Raw genomic sequence first — 16783 nt, forward strand, 5'->3', positions numbered from 1 at the left:
TTTATGAGGAGTTTTAGCAATATTTAGTTGAAGTTTTCGCTAATTATTTTAATTATTTGTTAATTATGAATTTATTTGAACTGGCTTTTCGAATTCTGTTGTTTATTGAGTACCCAAGTTCTTCGTCTTTTACGAATTCACTAAGTATTTGTTTGTAGTTATTCTCAGAATTGACCAACTCTTTGTAAAGATTTTGTGCATATTCTTCAAGAGTGTTAAATACTGTAATATTTTTTTTATCCCACAAAAAATTAAATAAATAGGACTTAAGAGTAGGTTTTGTAATAAGTATTTTTGTATTTTTGTTTATATATTTTTTTATATTGTCTTGACCTTTAAATAAATATACAGGAATTTTTGGTTTGTAATGCTCTAATATGTTTCCAGGTGATTTTTCTAACTCTATTTTTGCTTCTGCGTAATTTACTGTGTATTTCCCTTGAAGCTCTTTTTCTATCATTTTTTTTGTTATTGCGCCTGGCCTTAATATTAGTACGTTGTCTTTAAGGTCAAAGCCAATCACAGTCGATTCGATTCCAATATTAAAGTCTTTGTTTTCTACTGCTTTTATTATTCCTCTTACAAGTCCATTTAGTTCTTTAAAAGCCATTTCAAAGTTTGTTGAACTTGGTCTTTTTGATATATTTGCAGATGGTGCTACTATTGGGACTTTAGATGTTTTTATTAAGTTTAAAGCTATTTTATTTGCAGGAATTCTTATTGCCACTGTGTCTAGGTTTCCGCTTACAAATCGGGATATTTTTATTGATTTTTTAAGAACATAAGTTAAGGGGCCTGGACTAAACTTTTGGATTAGCATTAGAGCGCTTTTTGGAATATATTCTGTTAGTTCTTTTAATTTTTTTACTGTGTCAACGTGCACTATTAAGGGATTTTCAATAGGTCTTTTTTTTACTAAAAAAATCATTTTTACAGCATCTTCATTGTAGGCATTAGCACCAATCCCATAAACTGTTTCTGTTGGGAATACAACAAGTTCTCCCATTTTGATAAGTTTTGCTGCTTTTTGTATTTGATTGCTGTGAATTATTTCTGTTAATATCATTTTTATTAGATTCTTTTCTTTTTATAATTAAATCAAAAAAAATGTAAATAAACAATTTGTGAGTTCAATTGTTTATTGAAAACGTGTTTTTATATTATAATAAATGTTATGGGAAATTTAATTGACGTCATCACAAGAGATAATAAAAATTTTATTATCCTCTTTGTATTTTTTTTAATTGCTTCTCATTTAAATTCTGCTACAGTAGGCCTTGCTTCATGGTATGGTGAGGCTTTCCATGGTAAAATTACTGCTAATGGAGAGAAATTTGATATGATGGCTCTTACTGCTGCTCACAAAGAACTGCCTTTTAATACTACCGTAAGAGTTACAAATCTTTTAAACAATAGATCGGTTGTTGTAAGAATTAACGATAGAGGGCCTTTTAGAAAGGATAGAATAATTGATTTATCAAAGCATGCTGCTGAAAAGCTTGACTTTTTGGGCATAGGAGTTGCTCCTGTTAAAATTGAAGTAATTGAAAGTGTGAATGAAAAAAAAACTTCTGTTTCAAAATCTAGTGATTTTAAAAAAGCATTTAATACTCCAGAGATTGAAGAAGAAAAGAAAACCAAGCAATCAGAAGAGAATATTTCTGTTGGAAATAAATCTTCAAATTTATTAACAGATTATTCAATTACTGCAGGCGAAGAAACAGATTTCTATATACAAGTTGGATCTTATAGAAAAAAAGATTATGCTGACAGGGCTTATCGAATATTAAAAAAAACCGGTCTTTTTGTTGTAGTAAATTCTCATGGACCGTTTTATACTGTTTTTATTCCTACTAATGCTGATAATGTTCAAAGAAATATAGAGCTGATTAAATCTGCTGGGTATAAAGACACTTTAGTAAGAAAAACCAAGGTTCCAGGTGAAAGTCTTATTATGGATTAATTTTTTAAATTATTTTTTTATCAAAAGTATTTATTGATTTTTTAAAATTTTGTGATAATAGTAATTATTGCCAACCCTTTTGGAGCAGTTTTTTTGCTTAATTTAAAGTTATATTTTCTTATTGTATAGTTATTTTATGAAGTTTTTATTTGATATGCCTCTTCCAATTATGATTTTAGCTCCAATGGAAGATGTCACTGATGCTGTTTTTAGAAATTTAATTCATTTAATAGGATCTGGAGAAGGAGAGCCCCATATTTATTTTACTGAATTTATTTCTGTAAAAGGAATTTTAAATGGATCAAAACAGTCTATTCAGCACATTTTTTTAAAACCCAATGAACTTGATAGGCCTTTAATTGCTCAAATTTGGGGTAATGTTCCTGAGCAATTTTATAGGGCAATAGAAATATTGGGTGGTCTGGGTTTTTGGGGGATTGATATTAATATGGGTTGTCCCAAGAGTAAAATAGTTAAAAAAGGTGTTTGTTCAGCCTTAATTAAGAATAAGTCTTTGGCTAAAGAAATAATTCTTGCAAGTAAAGAAGCTTGCTCAAGATTTAATTTACCTCTTAGTGTTAAAACCAGACATGGATTTTCATATCCAGAAGTTGATGATTGGCTAGGGTTTTTGTTGGGATTTGGAATTGATATGTTGACGGTTTACCCAAGGCTTGCTGTTAATCAGAGCAAAGGTCCTATTGATTTTGATATTTTCTATCAACTTGTTAAATTACGAAATAATATTAGTCCTTCTACACTGCTTATTGGCAATGGAGATGTTTTGAGTCTTAAGGATGCTAAATGTTATGTTGATAAATATTTGATTGATGGGATTATGCTTGGTCGTGGAATTTTTAAGAATTTAAATTTATTTAAATTCTCTTCAAAACACTTTTTGGATAGTAATTTAAATTTTAGGTTAAATATATTAAAATTTCATGTAAAGGATTTTCATGCTACTTGGGGACTTAGCAAAGATTTTAATAAACTTAAAAAATATTTTAAGATATATTTTACTGAGAAGGAAAAACAGAGTAAATATTTCTCAAATCTTATGAATTCAAAAACTTATGAAGAGCTTTTTGAAAATTTAAATGTTATTGATGTGGTAGGAGATTTTGAAAACAATGAATTGCATACCTTTAGAAAAATATGATCCTAAGACATTTGAAGATGAAATTTACAGCAAGTGGCTTGAACACAATGTATTTTCTCCGGATAATTCTTTATTTGGAAAATTTAGCATGGTTGCGCCTCCCCCTAATGTTACAGGTGTGTTGCACATGGGGCATGCTCTTAATTTTATTTTGCAAGATGTTCTTGTGCGATATAAAAGAATGAAAAAAAATAGTACTTTGTGGCTTTTTGGAACAGATCATGCAGGAATAGCAACTCAGGCTGTTTTTGAAAGACATCTTAAAAGTATTGGAAAAAGTAAGGATGATTTTGAAAGAGAAGAGTTTGTTCGAGAAATTTTTAAATTGAAAAATAAGCATAGGGGTGTAATCGTTGATCAGATAAAAAAGCTTGGGGCGTCTTATGATCATTCAAGAGAAAGGTTTACTCTTGATGAGAATCTTTGCAAGGCTGTTAGCAAAGTTTTTAAGGATTTATATTCTAAAGGGTTGATTTACAGGGGTGAATATCTTGTTAATCTTGATCCTGGATCTGGAAGCGTTGTTAGTGACGAAGAGATTGAATATAAAGAGGTTGATGGCAAACTTTATTTTATTAGGTATTTTATTGATTCTTCTTCTTTTATTGAGATTGCAACAACCAGGCCTGAGACTATGTTTGGGGACACTGCTATTGCCGTTAATCCCAATGATGAGAGATACAAGTCTTTAGTTGGTAAAGAGGTCACAATACCTTTGACAACTAAAAAGATAAAAGTAATTGCAGATTTTTATGTTGATAGTGCTTTTGGTACTGGAGCTTTAAAAGTTACTCCTGCACACGATCCTAATGATTTTGAAATTTCAAAAAGGCATAATATTCCCAAGGTCAATATTTTAACTCAAGATGGAAAGCTCAATAAAAATGTTCCTTTGCAATATCAAGGATTAAAGATGAAGGATGCGAGATTTAAAATAGAGATAGAATTAATGGAAAAGGGATTTTTGAAAGATGTTAAAAAACATAAGCAACAAGTTGGACATTGTTATCGATCAGGTGAGGTTATTGAACCTTATTTGTCAACTCAGTGGTTTGTGAAGATGAAACCTTTAGCAGACAAAGCTTTAAAGGCTTTAGAGAATGGTGAATTGAGATTTTATCCTAAGAAGTGGGAGAATACATATAAATATTGGTTATCAAATATTAGAGATTGGTGTATATCAAGACAACTTGTTTGGGGCCATAGAATACCGGCTTGGTACAATATTGATACATCTGAACTTGTTATTAGCGACACTGATCCTTCTTTAGATGAAAAGAATATGGGGAAAAGGTTTGTTCAAGATCCAGATGTTCTTGATACTTGGTTTTCGTCTTGGTTATGGCCTTTTTCTTCTCTTGGATGGCCTGACATTACTGTTGATTTTAAAAATTATTATCCAACAGATGCCTTAATAACAGCTTACGATATAATATTTTTTTGGGTTGCAAGAATGGTTATGGCAGGGTTAGAATTTACAGGTCAAATTCCTTTTAAAGATGTTTACATAACACCTCTTTTGCGAGACAAGCATGGGAAAAAAATGTCAAAATCATTGGGCAATGGAATAGATCCTCTTGACATTATTAATGAGTATGGGAGTGATTCTTTGCGGTTTACTTTATCTTTTTTGTCCGTTCAAGGGCAAGATTTAAATATTGATACTAAGGATTTTATGTTTGGAGCTAAATTTGCAAATAAAGTTTTTAATGCTTCCAAATTCATTCTTTTAAATTTAAAAAATAGAGAAATATTAAATGATTTAAAATTTAATGACATTGACAAATGGTTGCTTACAAGCTTGAATTCAACTATTCTTGGTGTGGAGTCTTCTTTTACAAATTATAAATACAATGAAGCTTCAAAATTCATTTATGAATTTTTTTGGAATGATTTTTGTGATTGGTATATTGAAATTAGTAAGATTGATCTCAATAGCAGAAATGTTAACATTCAAAATATGGCTATTTCTAAGTTGCTGTTTTTTCTTAAAAAAGCATTGTTAATTTTGCACCCTTTCATTCCTTTTGTTACAGAAAAAATTTATTCTGAATTTTCAGAAAAAGGGGATATTTTAGCTTTAAATGAATATCCAAGTTTTGATATTGCTAATAATTTTCAAGAAGAATTTGAAAGTTTTAAAGCATTTAAAACTTTCATTGTATCTGTTAGAACACTTAGAAGCGAATTTAATATATCTCCTAGTATTAAGATTGATGTTGCTTTGAAGTTTGATGCCGATTTTAAATATGAGAGATATTTTAATTCTAATGAATGTATTGCAAGGAAAATGATTAATTTTAGAAATTTATTTTACAATAAAAATTATGATGGCATGATTGGTGTAGCTGTAGCTGGTTTTGAGATTTATGCAGATATTAAGTCATTAATAGATAAAGCCAAAGAGCTAAGAAGGCTTGAAAAGCAGCTTGAAAAGTATAAAATGCTTAGGATTTCTGCTTCAAAGAAGCTTGAAAATGAAAATTTTTTAATGAATGCTCCTAAGGAAATTGTTGAATCTGAAAAATTAAAATTGGTAGAATTTTCCTCTTTGATTGATAAGATAAATAGTTATATTTTAAATTTAAAAAACCTATAAAAAAGTTAAAAATGGTATTATGAGTTTGCAATATTCTTAAGGTGAGCATTGCAATTTTGTTAATAGTTTAAAATAAATTAGATTGAAAAATATTTGTCTATTATTCTTAATTGCTACGTAATGTTTGAGGAGATAAGAAGTTTGGATCTTGGAGCTTTATAAAGCTGTTTTTTATTGTTGGTACATCTTCTTCTTTTATATAAATTGATGGAAATGTTTTTCTTTGTTTAAATAGAAAATCAAAATCAAGAATTAAATAAATTTGATTGCCTTTTCGAGTTGCGCTTAGCTTTAATTCAAAATCATCATCGTCTTCGTATCTTTTATTGGGATTTTCCTTAATCATTTTTGTGTCCAATAATATGATTTCATTTTCTTTAATATTTTTTGGAATGTCATCAAATAAACTTAGGCTTTTGATTATTTTGCTAGTATTCAAAAGATTGAAAAAGCTAAAGTTTCTTCTGTATCCGTTTTCTTTTAAGATAAGTTTAACTTCTGAATCGTGATTTTCAATATATGATCCTTTATGTTCAATTTCAATAATTCCTTCAAGGCTTGCATTACTTAGAATTTCAGAATATTTTTCTTTTTTTATTAATATATCTTTTATAAAAAACAAATCTTTGATTGTGTCTTTTGCAAAAAGAAAATTATTAGAGATTAAAGCGATTAAAGCTATAACAAATATCTTTTTTGTCATTAAAATTCCCCTGTTGGATTAGTATATCATATTTATTGGTATTTTTTAGCGATTTGTATTAAAAGTGTTTTTTAATTTTTTTGTGATTTTATCATATGTCTTTTATTTCCAAATCCTTTTTCTATGTAAATGTATTTGAAATTAGCAAGTTTTAAGCCGTCTTTTACAATCCTTGCAGATGAAAATGTTGAAAGTTTGCACCCTTGACTACTTTTTTCAGAAATTAAATTGAATATTTGATTGTTCCACATTTCAGGATTTTTTTTCGGATTAAATCCATCTAAAAACCAGTATTCTACATTTTTTGGAATTTCTTTAATTTTTATTTTAGCATCTCCGATTAAAATTTTTAAATTAACATTTTCTGTTATTTTTAGTTTTAAATTTTTTTTTGGAGTTTTAGGGTAATTTTTTAACATCAATTTGAAATAAGTGATTTCTTTAACAAAGAACTTTGAAAGTTGCATTATTGTTTCCCTTTTTAGAGGAAATTTTTCTATAGAATAATAATTAACTTTTGAGGTTATGTTGTTCTCTTTTATGAATTTTAAAAGACATATAAAGTTCAATCCTGTGCCAAATCCCAACTCTGCTATTAAAACATTTTTCTTTGTTTTTAATTCTGAATCTAGACTACAGCCTTTAATAAATGTATGAAAACTCTCTTCAATTCCATACTTTGGATTGTAATAAATGTCGTCAAATTTGCTTGAATATATTGTTTTTTCTTTAAAAATTGGTTTTTTCATTTTTTTATTTTTTACAAGCTTACAAGATTTTGTAAGCTTGTAAGTTTTATTTGATTGATCAGAATAATAAGTTTTTTTGATAAACTTATAATTTTTATTGAAGATTGCAAGTTTTTAAGAAAAATTTTGACTTATAAATGTTTGTAAATTTTGGTAATTCTTCTTTTAGAAGTGCAAAGCTTTTTACCGCTTTTACTTTTTTAAGTTTATGTTCATTTTTTTTATTCATACAAAACTACAACCATCTTTGCAATAATCTTTATAAAAAATATTTTTTATAAAGATTAAAGCTAAGTAGCTAAACTTAGCTTTTTACTCTTCTATTATTGCAACTATTTCTTTTGCTTTTAGTATTAAATGCTCTTTATTTTCAATTTTTACAGCAGCACCTGCATATTTTTCATAAAGTACAGTGTCGCCAACTTTTACAGTGATCTCTTCTTTTTTAGAACCAATGGCTACAACTGTTCCAATATTTGTTTTTTCTTTTGCATTTTCTGGTATGTAAAGTCCTGAGATTGTTTTACTCTCAGCTTCTTTTATCTTTATTAAAACTCTATCAGCTAAAGGCTTAATATTTTTCATTTCAAACATCTCCTTATGTTAATAATATTAAATATACGAAAAAATTGAGAGTTGAGTCAATATGTTTATATAGTGCTTGAAAATTAAATTAATTTTCAAGATAATTTTGTTATTAGAAATATTAATTTTAGGTAGGGGAATGGTTTGATAACTGTAAATAATTTGGAAGTTGCATTTGGAGAGAGAATTTTATTCAAAGATGTAAATATTAAATTTTCTTCTGGCAATTGTTACGGAATAATTGGTGCTAATGGGGCAGGAAAGAGCACTTTTTTAAAAGTGTTAGGAGGAATGGTTGAATCTACTAAGGGTGAAATATTGATTCCAAAAAATCAAAGAATAGCAGCTCTTGAGCAAGATCAATTTGCTTATGATTCACATAAGGTTATCGATACTGTTATTATGGGGCACAAAAGACTTTATTCTGTTCAAAAAGAAAAGGATGAGCTTTATAATAAGCTTGATTTTAGCGATGAGGATGGGATTAGAGCTGGAGAGCTTGAATTAGAATTTTCAGAGCTTGGAGGATATGAGGCTGAATCTGATGCAGCAGTGCTTCTTAAAGGCCTTGGAATAGATGAGTCAATTCATAACAGTTTAATGAGTGATATTGAAGGGGCTTTAAAGGTTAGGGTACTTTTAGCTCAAGCGCTTTTTGGTGAGCCTGATATACTACTTCTTGATGAGCCTACCAATAATCTTGATCTGCAATCTATTAAGTGGTTAGAAGAGTTTTTAATTAATTTTGAAAATACAGTTATTGTTGTATCTCACGATAGACATTTTTTAAATCAAGTTTGTACCCATATTGTTGACATTGATTATGGAAAGATTCAAGTGTATCTTGGAAATTATGATTTTTGGTATGAGACAAGCCAGATTTTAAACAAGCAATTAAAGGATGCTAAAAAGCGATCTGAAGATAAAATTGCTGAACTTAAGACATTTATTCAAAGATTTTCTAGCAATGCATCTAAGTCTAGACAAGCAACATCAAGGAAAAAGCTGATTGAAAAAATAAAGGTTGAAGATTTAAAACCTTCTTCAAGAAAGTTTCCTTATGTTAATTTCAAAAGCGAAAGAGAGCTTGGTAAAAATGTGCTTACAATTAAAATTTAATAAAAGAATTTGAAGGAAATTTAATTTTAAATAAATTTAGCAGTATTATTGAGCCCCAGCAAAAGATTGTTTTTTTGGGAAATCCCATGTTTGCAACTTTTTTGTTTGATATTATTACAAATGAAGATAGAAATTATAAAGGTCATTATGAGTGGGGAGCTACTGTTAATTTTTCATATTTTAATAAGGATAATGGGAAATATTTCGATTTAGATCTAAATTTAGTTGATTGGTTACGCCAGTATTCAAAAGAACAAGATGAAACTTATATTAGAGGGTTTCTAGGTCGAATGCTTTTTAGTCAAGATGAAGCTTTAAAGAAGGTAAATGTTCTCTCAGGAGGAGAAAAAGTAAGATGCATGCTTGCTAAGGCCATGCTTAGTGGAGCAAATGTTTTAATATTGGATCAGCCTACAAACCATCTAGATCTTGAAGCAATTACATCTTTAAATGCTGGACTTAAAGAGTTTAAAGGAGTTGTTCTTTTTACATCTCATGATCATCAGTTTATAGATACTATTGCTAATAGAATTATTGAGTTTACTCCCAATGGAGTAATTGATAGGTATATGACTTTTTCTGAGTATGTTGATGATGTTAAGATTAAAGATCTGAGAAATAATCTTTATGGTGATAATGCTGGCTTTAGGCTTTAGTACTAGTTGTTTAGTAGCTCAAAAGGTTTTTTATTTTGAGGGACATTTTTTTTACATTTATTTTTTTTTCTTCTTTTTTAAGTCTTTATTCTAGTATAAACTTATATTTTCAAAAAGCATTAACTGGGAAAGTCGCAGGCAATCCAATTATTGACGAAAAACGCGACACTATTACAGTTTTAACAAAAGATAGGTGGTTGACTACTTATACAATGTCGCTTGAGAAGAAATATTCTTATAGATTAAATAGAATTCCATATCCTTTTCTATTAAAAGATTTTGATAATGGATATTATGTTATTACAGTAAGAAATGAAGTTCAAAAGATTAAAAGAGGAAAACTTGTTTGGAAGTATAAGCTTGATTTTTCACCTTTGGGTATTCCTGCAATAGGAAATGATAGCATTTTAATTCCTCTTGTTAATGAGAGTGTTGTTTCTGTTGATTTAAAGAGTGGAGAAAAAATATTTGAAGTCAATATAGGTGGTAGACCCGCTACTTCTCCTGTAGTTTTTGATAATGGTGATTTTTGTATTGCAAGTGAAAATGATGCAATATTTTTGTTTGATTCTTTGGGTAATAAAAAATGGTTTTCAAGACTGACGTCTTTTCCTTTTTTGTTAATGATAAATACAAAAAAGGAGGTAGTTGTTGGGCATAAATCAGGGCATATTGTTGTTTATGGTAGAGATTTTGGAGAAGTTATTACTTCTATTAAGTTAGATTTTCCCATTAATTTTTTGTTTGAAAAGTTTAATGGTGAATATATTGCAATTTCAAGTATTGGTATTTTATTTGATTTAAGTAGGAGTTATAAGCTTAAGTTCAAAAAAAAAATGAACTTTGAGATTGAGAAAGCTGTTCTTTACAATAATAAAAATCTTTTACTTTCAACCAAATCAAATGGAATTTTGTCTCTTGAAGAGGATTTTAATGTGGCTTTTTCGGATGCCAAATTCAAGAGGTTGTCAGGACTTAGTGCCAATTCAGGGATAATTGTCTTAGGAGGAGATGATTGGGTTCTTAGTACTTATTATTATGAATACGACAAAGAGCTTGATGTAAGTGTGTGGAATCATTATAGAGGCAATAAATACAATCAAGGTAGAATAGATTTAAAAGAGAGAAATTTTGTAAATTATGATAAAAATTATTTGTTTCTTGATGAAATTCTTAATTCTGGATACAGTGATGCTGCTTATGATAAATTTTTAGAGATTTTGGATTTTCTTGCAACTAAACATGGAAATTTTCCCAAGAAATATTTAAATTTATATGAAAAAGCTTTTAATCTTTGGCTTTTGCCAGAAAAGGGATTTGATAGGATTGTTTCAAGGGGCAGGCTTTATAAATATTTTGTCTATGTAAATGATGAAGCTGCGATTAAGAGTTTTATTAATTTAGCAATTAAAGAGAGAGATATTAATAATATAATTACCATAGTGCAGGCTATTACCAAATTTGAAAGTTATCATGGGCAAGATTGTAGTATATATAATTATATTCAACATATAGTGTTAAATTATCAAGGTAATTTAGAAATAGCGTATGCTGTAATTTTAAATTTGAGAAATGTAATTTTAAACTCAACAGACAGACTTCTTAAGCTTTGTAAGCATAAGTATATAAATTTATTAATGTTTATGAAAAGGCAAAATTTTTCTGAAAATATTAACAAGTATATTAATGAAATTATTTCAAGCATTCAAGATTAAATTGATTTTCTTGAATATAAATCTTATTATGTTAAAATTAGGTTTAAATTAGTGAATTTAGTTGGTAAGGTAGATTATAATTAAGTTTATAGGAGAATTTCTTTTATGAAAAAAATATTACTAATCTTTAGTTTTTTTCTTGTTTTTTTGAATGGATTTCCTCTTAATGCAAGAGAAGTTGATAAGGATAAATTAAAGGACTTTGTTAATATGGATCTTGAATTTGTAAATTATAAGGGTCCTTATGATTCTACAAATACATATGAACAGATAGTGGGTATTGGGGAGTTTTTAGCAAGGCCGTTGATCAATTCCAATAGCCGATCAAGTTATTATGGTAAATATTTTATTGATAGATTTATTGACGATCAAGATAAAAAAACAAGTGTTGATGTTTTTTCTATTGGTAGTAAGTCAGAGCTTGACAGTATATTGAATCTAAGAAGAATTCTTACAGGGTATTTAATAAAATCTTTTGATTATGAGAGATCTAGTGCAGAATTAATTGCTAAGGTTATTACAATATATAATGCTGTTTATAGAGGAGATTTGGATTATTATAAAGAGGTTTATATTGAGACTGCTTTAAATTCTTTAACCAAAGAGAATGCAGGTCTTTCTAGAGTATACAGCCAATGGGCTGGGAAGACACAAATATTTATTCCTCTTAAAAAGAATATTTTATCTGGAAAGATTGAGTCTGATATTGATATTGACAGTTTAGTTACAGATAAGGTAGTAGCGTCTCTTTTAAGTGAGAATGAAGCGGGTGTTAACTTTGCAAGAGATATTACAGACATTCAAGGTGAAACTCATAAAGTAGATCAAGATAAAATTGATATTGAATTAGACAGTGTTCATGAAAGTGACTCCAACATAACAGAAACTATTGAGAATTTAAGAGATCAGCTTGAAAAGGCTACTGATGAAGAGCATAGAAAAGAGATTGAAAGTCAAGTTGATGCTAAAAAGAAGCAAAAAGAAGAACTAGATAAAAAAGCAATCAATCTTGAGGAGGCTCAACAAAAATTGGATTCTGCTGAGGATAATTTAGATATTCAAAGAGATACTGTTAGAGAGAAGATTCAAGAGGATATTAACGAAATTAATAAGGAAAAGAATTTGCCGAAACCCGGTGATGTAAGCTCTCCTAAGGTTGATAAGCAGTTACAGATAAAAGAGAGTTTGGAAGATTTACAGGAGCAACTTAAAGAAACTAGTGATGAAGACCAAAAAAGAGAAATTGAAAAGCAAATTGAAATCAAAAAAAGTGACGAAGAACTTTTAAAAAGTAAAGATCTTAGTAAAGATCTTAAAGCATTAGATCTTAATCAGAAATTAAATGCTGAGCCTTCTGGTAAAGAAAAAATTAAAGGCAAGGAAGAAGAAACCAGCAAAAGTAGTAAATCACATTCAAGTTTAGAGGGTTTGGATAACAATGAAAGCCTTATGAAATTGGAAGATCAAAAAAAGCTATCTAAAGATAAAAAATTAGATAATCAAAATAATTTGAAATCTGTTACTGAGATTAAGAAAGTAGATGAGATTTCTAATAGTGACACTGTTTCAAAAGAGGATATAAGTAAAAAAGATTCTAATTTGGAAAAAACTAAGCCTCAAGTTGAAAGTCAACCTACTTCTTTAGATAAAGATTTATCTTTTGCAGCTATAGATTCCAGTATTCCTGTATTTTTAGAGGTTATTGATCCGCTTACAAATTTAGGAACGCTTCAGCTTATTGATTTGAATACTGGTGTTAGGCTTAAAGAAAGTACTCAGCTGGGCATTCAGAGATATGGAATTTATGAGCGTGAAAAAGATTTAGTTGTTATTAAAATGGATTCAGGAAAAGCTAAGCTTCAGATACTTAATAAACTTGAGAATTTGAAGGTGATATCTGAATCTAATTTTGAGATTAATAAAAATTCATCTCTTTATGTTGACTCTAAAATGATTTTAGTGGTAGTTAAGGATAATGATGTTTGGAGATTGGCTAAATTTTCTCCTAAAAATTTAAATGAGGTTGTTCTGTCTGAGATTAAAATTTTGCCTTTTACTAGCTTTTCTGTGAGAAAAAATTTTATTTATTTGCAGGATGAGCTTAAAAGCGTGGTTATTTTAGATTTAAATACTTTAAGGAAAGTTAAGTAACTTTTTTTTTATAGTTTGATTGTATTTTTTAAAATTTAAAAAGCTAAAAACATTGTTTTTAGCTTTTTAATAATTTAAATATTTTTTCGGGATGGTGGGATTCGAACTCACGATCCCCTGCTCCCAAAGCAGGTGCCTTAGCCACTAGGCCACATCCCGAATAAAGCGCACCAATTAGGACTCGAACCTAAAACCTACAGATTAGAAGTCTGTTGCTCTATCCAATTGAGCTATTGGTGCATTTTAAATGCTAATGATGAGTATATCATTTTGGAAAATCCTTGTCAACAAAGTCTAGATACCTTTGATTTGTAGATTTTTAATTTTGTTTTGTGTTTATAATATTTTATAATTTTTTTATGATTAATCTTGATTTGATTGTTGATGAAGCTTTACTTAGATATCCCAATGTTAAACCTTTTTTAAATTATAAAAATAATTATGAACTTTTAATAATGGTTATTTTGAGCGCAAGAACAACAGATAATTTGGTAAATAAAATTTCTCCTTACCTTTTTGAAAGGTATAAAGATTTTGAAAGTTTGTCAAGAGCAAATGTGAGAGATGTTGAAAAATTAATTTATAAGACCGGTTTTTATTCAAGGAAAGCTAAAAATATTGTAAATTGTTCTATTGATATTTTGGAAAAATTTAATGGGGTTATTCCAAATAATATTTTTGATCTTGTTAAGCTACCTGGAGTGGGAAGAAAAACAGCAAATGTTATTCTTGGATCTGTTTATAACAAACCTGCAATTATTGTAGATACCCATTTTAGCAGAGTTATTACAAGGCATGCTCTTTCTTTGGAAAATTCTCCTATTAAGATTGAATTGGATCTCAAAAGAAGAATAAAGCCTTCTAAGCAGTATAGATTTTCTATGGCTATCAATAAGCATGGGAGAGAAATTTGTACTTCTAGAAGTGTAAGTTGTGTTAATTGTTTTTTAGAAAAATTTGCTCCAAGAATTTGTTAGTTTTTGTATTTGATTAAGATGATATTAAATGTTTCATTTTCTTTCTTAGTCTTAAATTTATCGCTGCTAGGATTATGTTAATTCCTACTAATATGAGTAGAGGATTGATCCATATCCATAGATATTTATTGCCCATTTCCATGTATTTTAGTAATTCTCCAAGACTGGGATATAGATTTTTATCTTGTTTTTGTAAAAAGCTTACTACTTCAAAGGTAGTAAGACTTCTTGCCATTTGCAATGGTATTATAGACGATATTGACGAGAATACTTCTGGGAAGATGTGTCGGAATATTATTCTAATTTTACTTGCTCCCATAGTTTCACTGGCTTTAACATAATCTAAATTTTTTATTATTAAGGTATTATTTCTTGCAATAAATGCAAATCTAATCCATCCATGAATCAAGGCTAATAGTGTTGCTGTTTGAAGCATATTATAATTTTTTTGTTTAAAAAAGTAGTAAAAAACTAGAGACACAACATAAAAGAAAGGCAATGTTTGCAAAGCTTCAATTGGTTTTGAAATTAGCATGCTAATTTCAAAACCAAACATGCCAATTATTGTTCCTATAAAGATTCCAATTATTGCAGAAATTGTTGCGTAGCTGAGTGAAAGTAGAATGGAATTTCTGGTTGCAATTATTAGTCTTGCCATAATATCTCTGCCCATTTTGTCAATTCCTAGTGGGTTGTCTTTTGTAGGTGGTGTAGGTTTATTTTTAATAAATTTTAAGTATACTTTATTTGGATTTTTTTTGTAGATTGCAATTTTTGAATTTTCATTAACTAGTTCAGGAGTAATGATTAGTAACACAATAAATAGGCTAAAGATTACAATGTAAATTTTTTTTGTTATTGTATCTATTTTCATCAGTTTAGAGTATCTTTATATGGGTTGATTTTGTAAATTAGTATATCTGTTATTAAATTTGGAATAAGCATGATGAAAACACCAATAAAAATTAAATCTTTAGAAATAGCATAGTCGTTTAGTTTTAATGCATTTAGGTATAAGGCCCCAATTCCATCAATTTCAAACATTGATTCAATGACAGATGCTCCAAAAAAAGCTGTTGTGAGAATAGGCCTCATATTTGTAAGTAATGGTGTTATTGATGGGATTAATGCATGTTTTAAGATTATTTGCAAGTTACTTATTCCTCTTGATTTTGCAGTTTTTATGTAAAATTCTGATAAAGTCTTCTCAAGAGATTGTTTAAAAATTACAGCATTAAATATAAAAAATGAAAAAAACCAAGCAAATCCACCTATTATTAAATTTTTTGGATTTAAATTTAAATAGTATATTAAAGACAGTATTAAAAATACTGTTAGGTTTCGTGGCATGGAATGGAGTAGTAGCATTAGATATTCTAGTAAATTATTTATAAGGTTGTTTTTTATATAAATTTTCCAAATTATAATAAGAAGTATTGCTGCAATGTAAGATAGTAAGGCGCCTGGAATTGAAACTTTTAAAGTATTGAAAATTTTTTTAAAAATTATTTTTATGGTTGGCTTTCCTTTGCTCAGCAGAGAGTATCGATAATCACCCCATAATATTCCTTCATTTTTTGTTTCATATATTATATATGAATTGCCAGCAATATGCTTTAAAAAGCAATTTTTCTTTAGTTTTGCTTTTGAGTTGAAGTCATGTATCAGGATATATCTTTTTATACTTTTGCATATTCCAATGTACTTCAAGTATCTTTTTAAGATATTTGTTTTAACAAAAGGAGTATACTGGTTTTCATTTGAAAAAAAATCTACTAGCGAGGCGCAAAAAAACGATGCACAAATCAAATTAATTATCAGATATATTGTATTTTTAGAAATAAATATTATCAATAAAAACTAACCCTTAGAATCATTATTGGAAGCAAATTTATTGTTTTTTGTAATGCTCTTTGTTTGCACAATGCAACTTGATAAAAAATAATAAATTAAACCGATTGCTATTGATATAAAGTAAAAATTTTGATTTTTGGTAGGAGGTTTTTGTAAGGTTAATATTTGTCCCTGGTTGTGCTTATCTTTATCGTTGTTGGTTTTTATTACTGTTGAGTTTTTTGGGTAGTAGCCCAATTTGTTTGCTTCTTTTAGAATTTCTGATTTAGATACTTGCAAATTAACATATCTTGCTTTTAATTCTTTTTGAATTTCTTTTAGTTTTTCGATATGATTTTTCATTAATGTTAAATTGTTATTCAATTGTTGGTAGTTAACAAATCCTCTCTCTCCAAATATGGGAGCTATTATAAAATAGCTTATTATTCCAGAGTAAAAAGACATTGCAATTTTTTTAGCAGTAGTCATATAGCTTGTAATTATATTCTTAATATACTATATTTACAAGTAGTTAAAGTTTGAGTTAGATTGTAGTTATATTGGGTAGTTTTTG

General features: G+C 28.4%; 13 protein-coding genes, 2 tRNA genes and 1 pseudogene. 7 read left to right on the top strand and 9 right to left on the bottom strand.

Features of this window, described 5'->3' with window-relative positions:
• Window positions 1-52 precede the first annotated feature (52 nt).
• Window positions 53-1066 carry a translation factor Sua5 gene (locus OY14_03675; protein ID AJA90518.1) on the bottom strand — a complete coding sequence of 338 codons (1014 nt, stop codon included), beginning with the start codon at window positions 1064-1066 and terminating at the stop codon, window positions 53-55.
• A gap of 108 nt (window positions 1067-1174) precedes the next feature.
• Here OY14_03675 and OY14_03680 point away from each other — a divergent pair, with 108 nt between their 5' ends.
• The 3 genes from OY14_03680 to OY14_03690 all read left to right on the top strand — a co-directional run bounded on the left by OY14_03680 (window position 1175) and on the right by OY14_03690 (window position 5721).
• Window positions 1175-1963, top strand: a complete 789-nt coding sequence (locus tag OY14_03680; GenBank protein AJA90656.1) for a lipoprotein — start codon at window positions 1175-1177, stop codon at window positions 1961-1963.
• A gap of 136 nt (window positions 1964-2099) precedes the next feature.
• Entirely contained in the window at window positions 2100-3122 is a 1023-nt protein-coding gene (locus tag OY14_03685; protein ID AJA90657.1) for a tRNA-dihydrouridine synthase, read from the top strand.
• A complete protein-coding gene (locus OY14_03690) occupies window positions 3094-5721 on the top strand; it encodes a valyl-tRNA synthetase (protein ID AJA90519.1) in 2628 nt (875 codons plus the stop codon). Before OY14_03685 ends, OY14_03690 begins: the two co-directional genes overlap by 29 nt.
• Before the next feature lie 106 nt (window positions 5722-5827).
• Here OY14_03690 and OY14_03695 read toward each other — a convergent pair whose 3' ends face one another.
• The 3 genes from OY14_03695 to OY14_03705 all read right to left on the bottom strand — a co-directional run bounded on the left by OY14_03695 (window position 5828) and on the right by OY14_03705 (window position 7758).
• Window positions 5828-6424, bottom strand: coding sequence for a hypothetical protein (locus OY14_03695; GenBank protein AJA90520.1), 597 nt, complete (start codon window positions 6422-6424; stop codon window positions 5828-5830).
• 71 nt (window positions 6425-6495) lie between these two features.
• On the bottom strand, window positions 6496-7173 hold the full coding sequence (locus tag OY14_03700) for a tRNA (5-methylaminomethyl-2-thiouridylate)-methyltransferase (protein ID AJA90521.1): 678 nt from the start codon (window positions 7171-7173) through the stop codon (window positions 6496-6498).
• Window positions 7174-7485: 312 nt separating this feature from the next.
• Window positions 7486-7758, bottom strand: coding sequence for a molecular chaperone GroES (locus OY14_03705; protein ID AJA90522.1), 273 nt, complete (start codon window positions 7756-7758; stop codon window positions 7486-7488).
• 144 nt (window positions 7759-7902) lie between these two features.
• Here OY14_03705 and OY14_03710 point away from each other — a divergent pair.
• From OY14_03710 to OY14_03720, 3 genes and pseudogenes are all read left to right on the top strand, one after another.
• Window positions 7903-9533, top strand: a pseudogene (locus OY14_03710) (ABC transporter ATP-binding protein).
• A gap of 35 nt (window positions 9534-9568) precedes the next feature.
• Window positions 9569-11248 (top strand): membrane protein, encoded by a 1680-nt coding sequence (locus OY14_03715; protein AJA90523.1) that lies wholly within the window; start codon window positions 9569-9571, stop codon window positions 11246-11248.
• Between the two features lie 105 nt (window positions 11249-11353).
• Entirely contained in the window at window positions 11354-13399 is a 2046-nt protein-coding gene (locus OY14_03720) for an antigen, p83/100 (GenBank protein AJA90524.1), read from the top strand.
• A gap of 86 nt (window positions 13400-13485) precedes the next feature.
• On the opposite strand, the gene OY14_03725 is transcribed toward OY14_03720, so the two are convergent.
• Window positions 13486-13558, bottom strand: a tRNA-Pro gene (locus OY14_03725).
• Window positions 13559-13565: 7 nt separating this feature from the next.
• A tRNA-Arg gene (locus tag OY14_03730) sits at window positions 13566-13639 on the bottom strand.
• Window positions 13640-13740: 101 nt separating this feature from the next.
• On the opposite strand from OY14_03730, the gene OY14_03735 reads away from it, so the two are divergent.
• Window positions 13741-14376, top strand: a complete 636-nt coding sequence (locus OY14_03735) for an endonuclease III (protein AJA90658.1) — start codon at window positions 13741-13743, stop codon at window positions 14374-14376.
• A 13-nt stretch (window positions 14377-14389) separates the two neighbouring features.
• Here the strand turns inward: OY14_03735 and OY14_03740 are convergent, their stop codons facing one another.
• The 3 genes from OY14_03740 to OY14_03750 are packed head-to-tail and all read right to left on the bottom strand — an operon-like array spanning window position 14390 to window position 16698.
• On the bottom strand, window positions 14390-15250 hold the full coding sequence (locus OY14_03740; protein AJA90525.1) for a peptide ABC transporter permease: 861 nt from the start codon (window positions 15248-15250) through the stop codon (window positions 14390-14392).
• Window positions 15250-16230, bottom strand: coding sequence for a peptide ABC transporter permease (locus OY14_03745; GenBank protein AJA90526.1), 981 nt, complete (start codon window positions 16228-16230; stop codon window positions 15250-15252). Before OY14_03745 ends, OY14_03740 begins: the two co-directional genes overlap by 1 nt.
• A 6-nt stretch (window positions 16231-16236) precedes the next feature.
• A complete protein-coding gene (locus OY14_03750; GenBank protein AJA90527.1) occupies window positions 16237-16698 on the bottom strand; it encodes a septum formation initiator family protein in 462 nt (153 codons plus the stop codon).
• Window positions 16699-16783: the final 85 nt, after the last annotated feature.

Source organism: Borreliella chilensis (genome assembly GCA_000808095.1).
GTDB classification, from domain to species: domain Bacteria; phylum Spirochaetota; class Spirochaetia; order Borreliales; family Borreliaceae; genus Borreliella; species Borreliella chilensis.

Coding starts and splice junctions, on each gene's coding strand:
- OY14_03700 (AJA90521.1), bottom strand. CDS start 7,173: ATGAAAAAACCAATTTTTAAAGAAAAAACAATATATTCAAGCAAATTT.
- OY14_03690 (AJA90519.1), top strand. CDS start 3,094: ATGAATTGCATACCTTTAGAAAAATATGATCCTAAGACATTTGAAGAT.
- OY14_03695 (AJA90520.1), bottom strand. CDS start 6,424: ATGACAAAAAAGATATTTGTTATAGCTTTAATCGCTTTAATCTCTAAT.
- OY14_03705 (AJA90522.1), bottom strand. CDS start 7,758: ATGAAAAATATTAAGCCTTTAGCTGATAGAGTTTTAATAAAGATAAAA.
- OY14_03750 (AJA90527.1), bottom strand. CDS start 16,698: ATGACTACTGCTAAAAAAATTGCAATGTCTTTTTACTCTGGAATAATA.
- OY14_03685 (AJA90657.1), top strand. CDS start 2,100: ATGAAGTTTTTATTTGATATGCCTCTTCCAATTATGATTTTAGCTCCA.
- OY14_03680 (AJA90656.1), top strand. CDS start 1,175: ATGGGAAATTTAATTGACGTCATCACAAGAGATAATAAAAATTTTATT.
- OY14_03740 (AJA90525.1), bottom strand. CDS start 15,250: ATGAAAATAGATACAATAACAAAAAAAATTTACATTGTAATCTTTAGC.
- OY14_03720 (AJA90524.1), top strand. CDS start 11,354: ATGAAAAAAATATTACTAATCTTTAGTTTTTTTCTTGTTTTTTTGAAT.
- OY14_03675 (AJA90518.1), bottom strand. CDS start 1,066: ATGATATTAACAGAAATAATTCACAGCAATCAAATACAAAAAGCAGCA.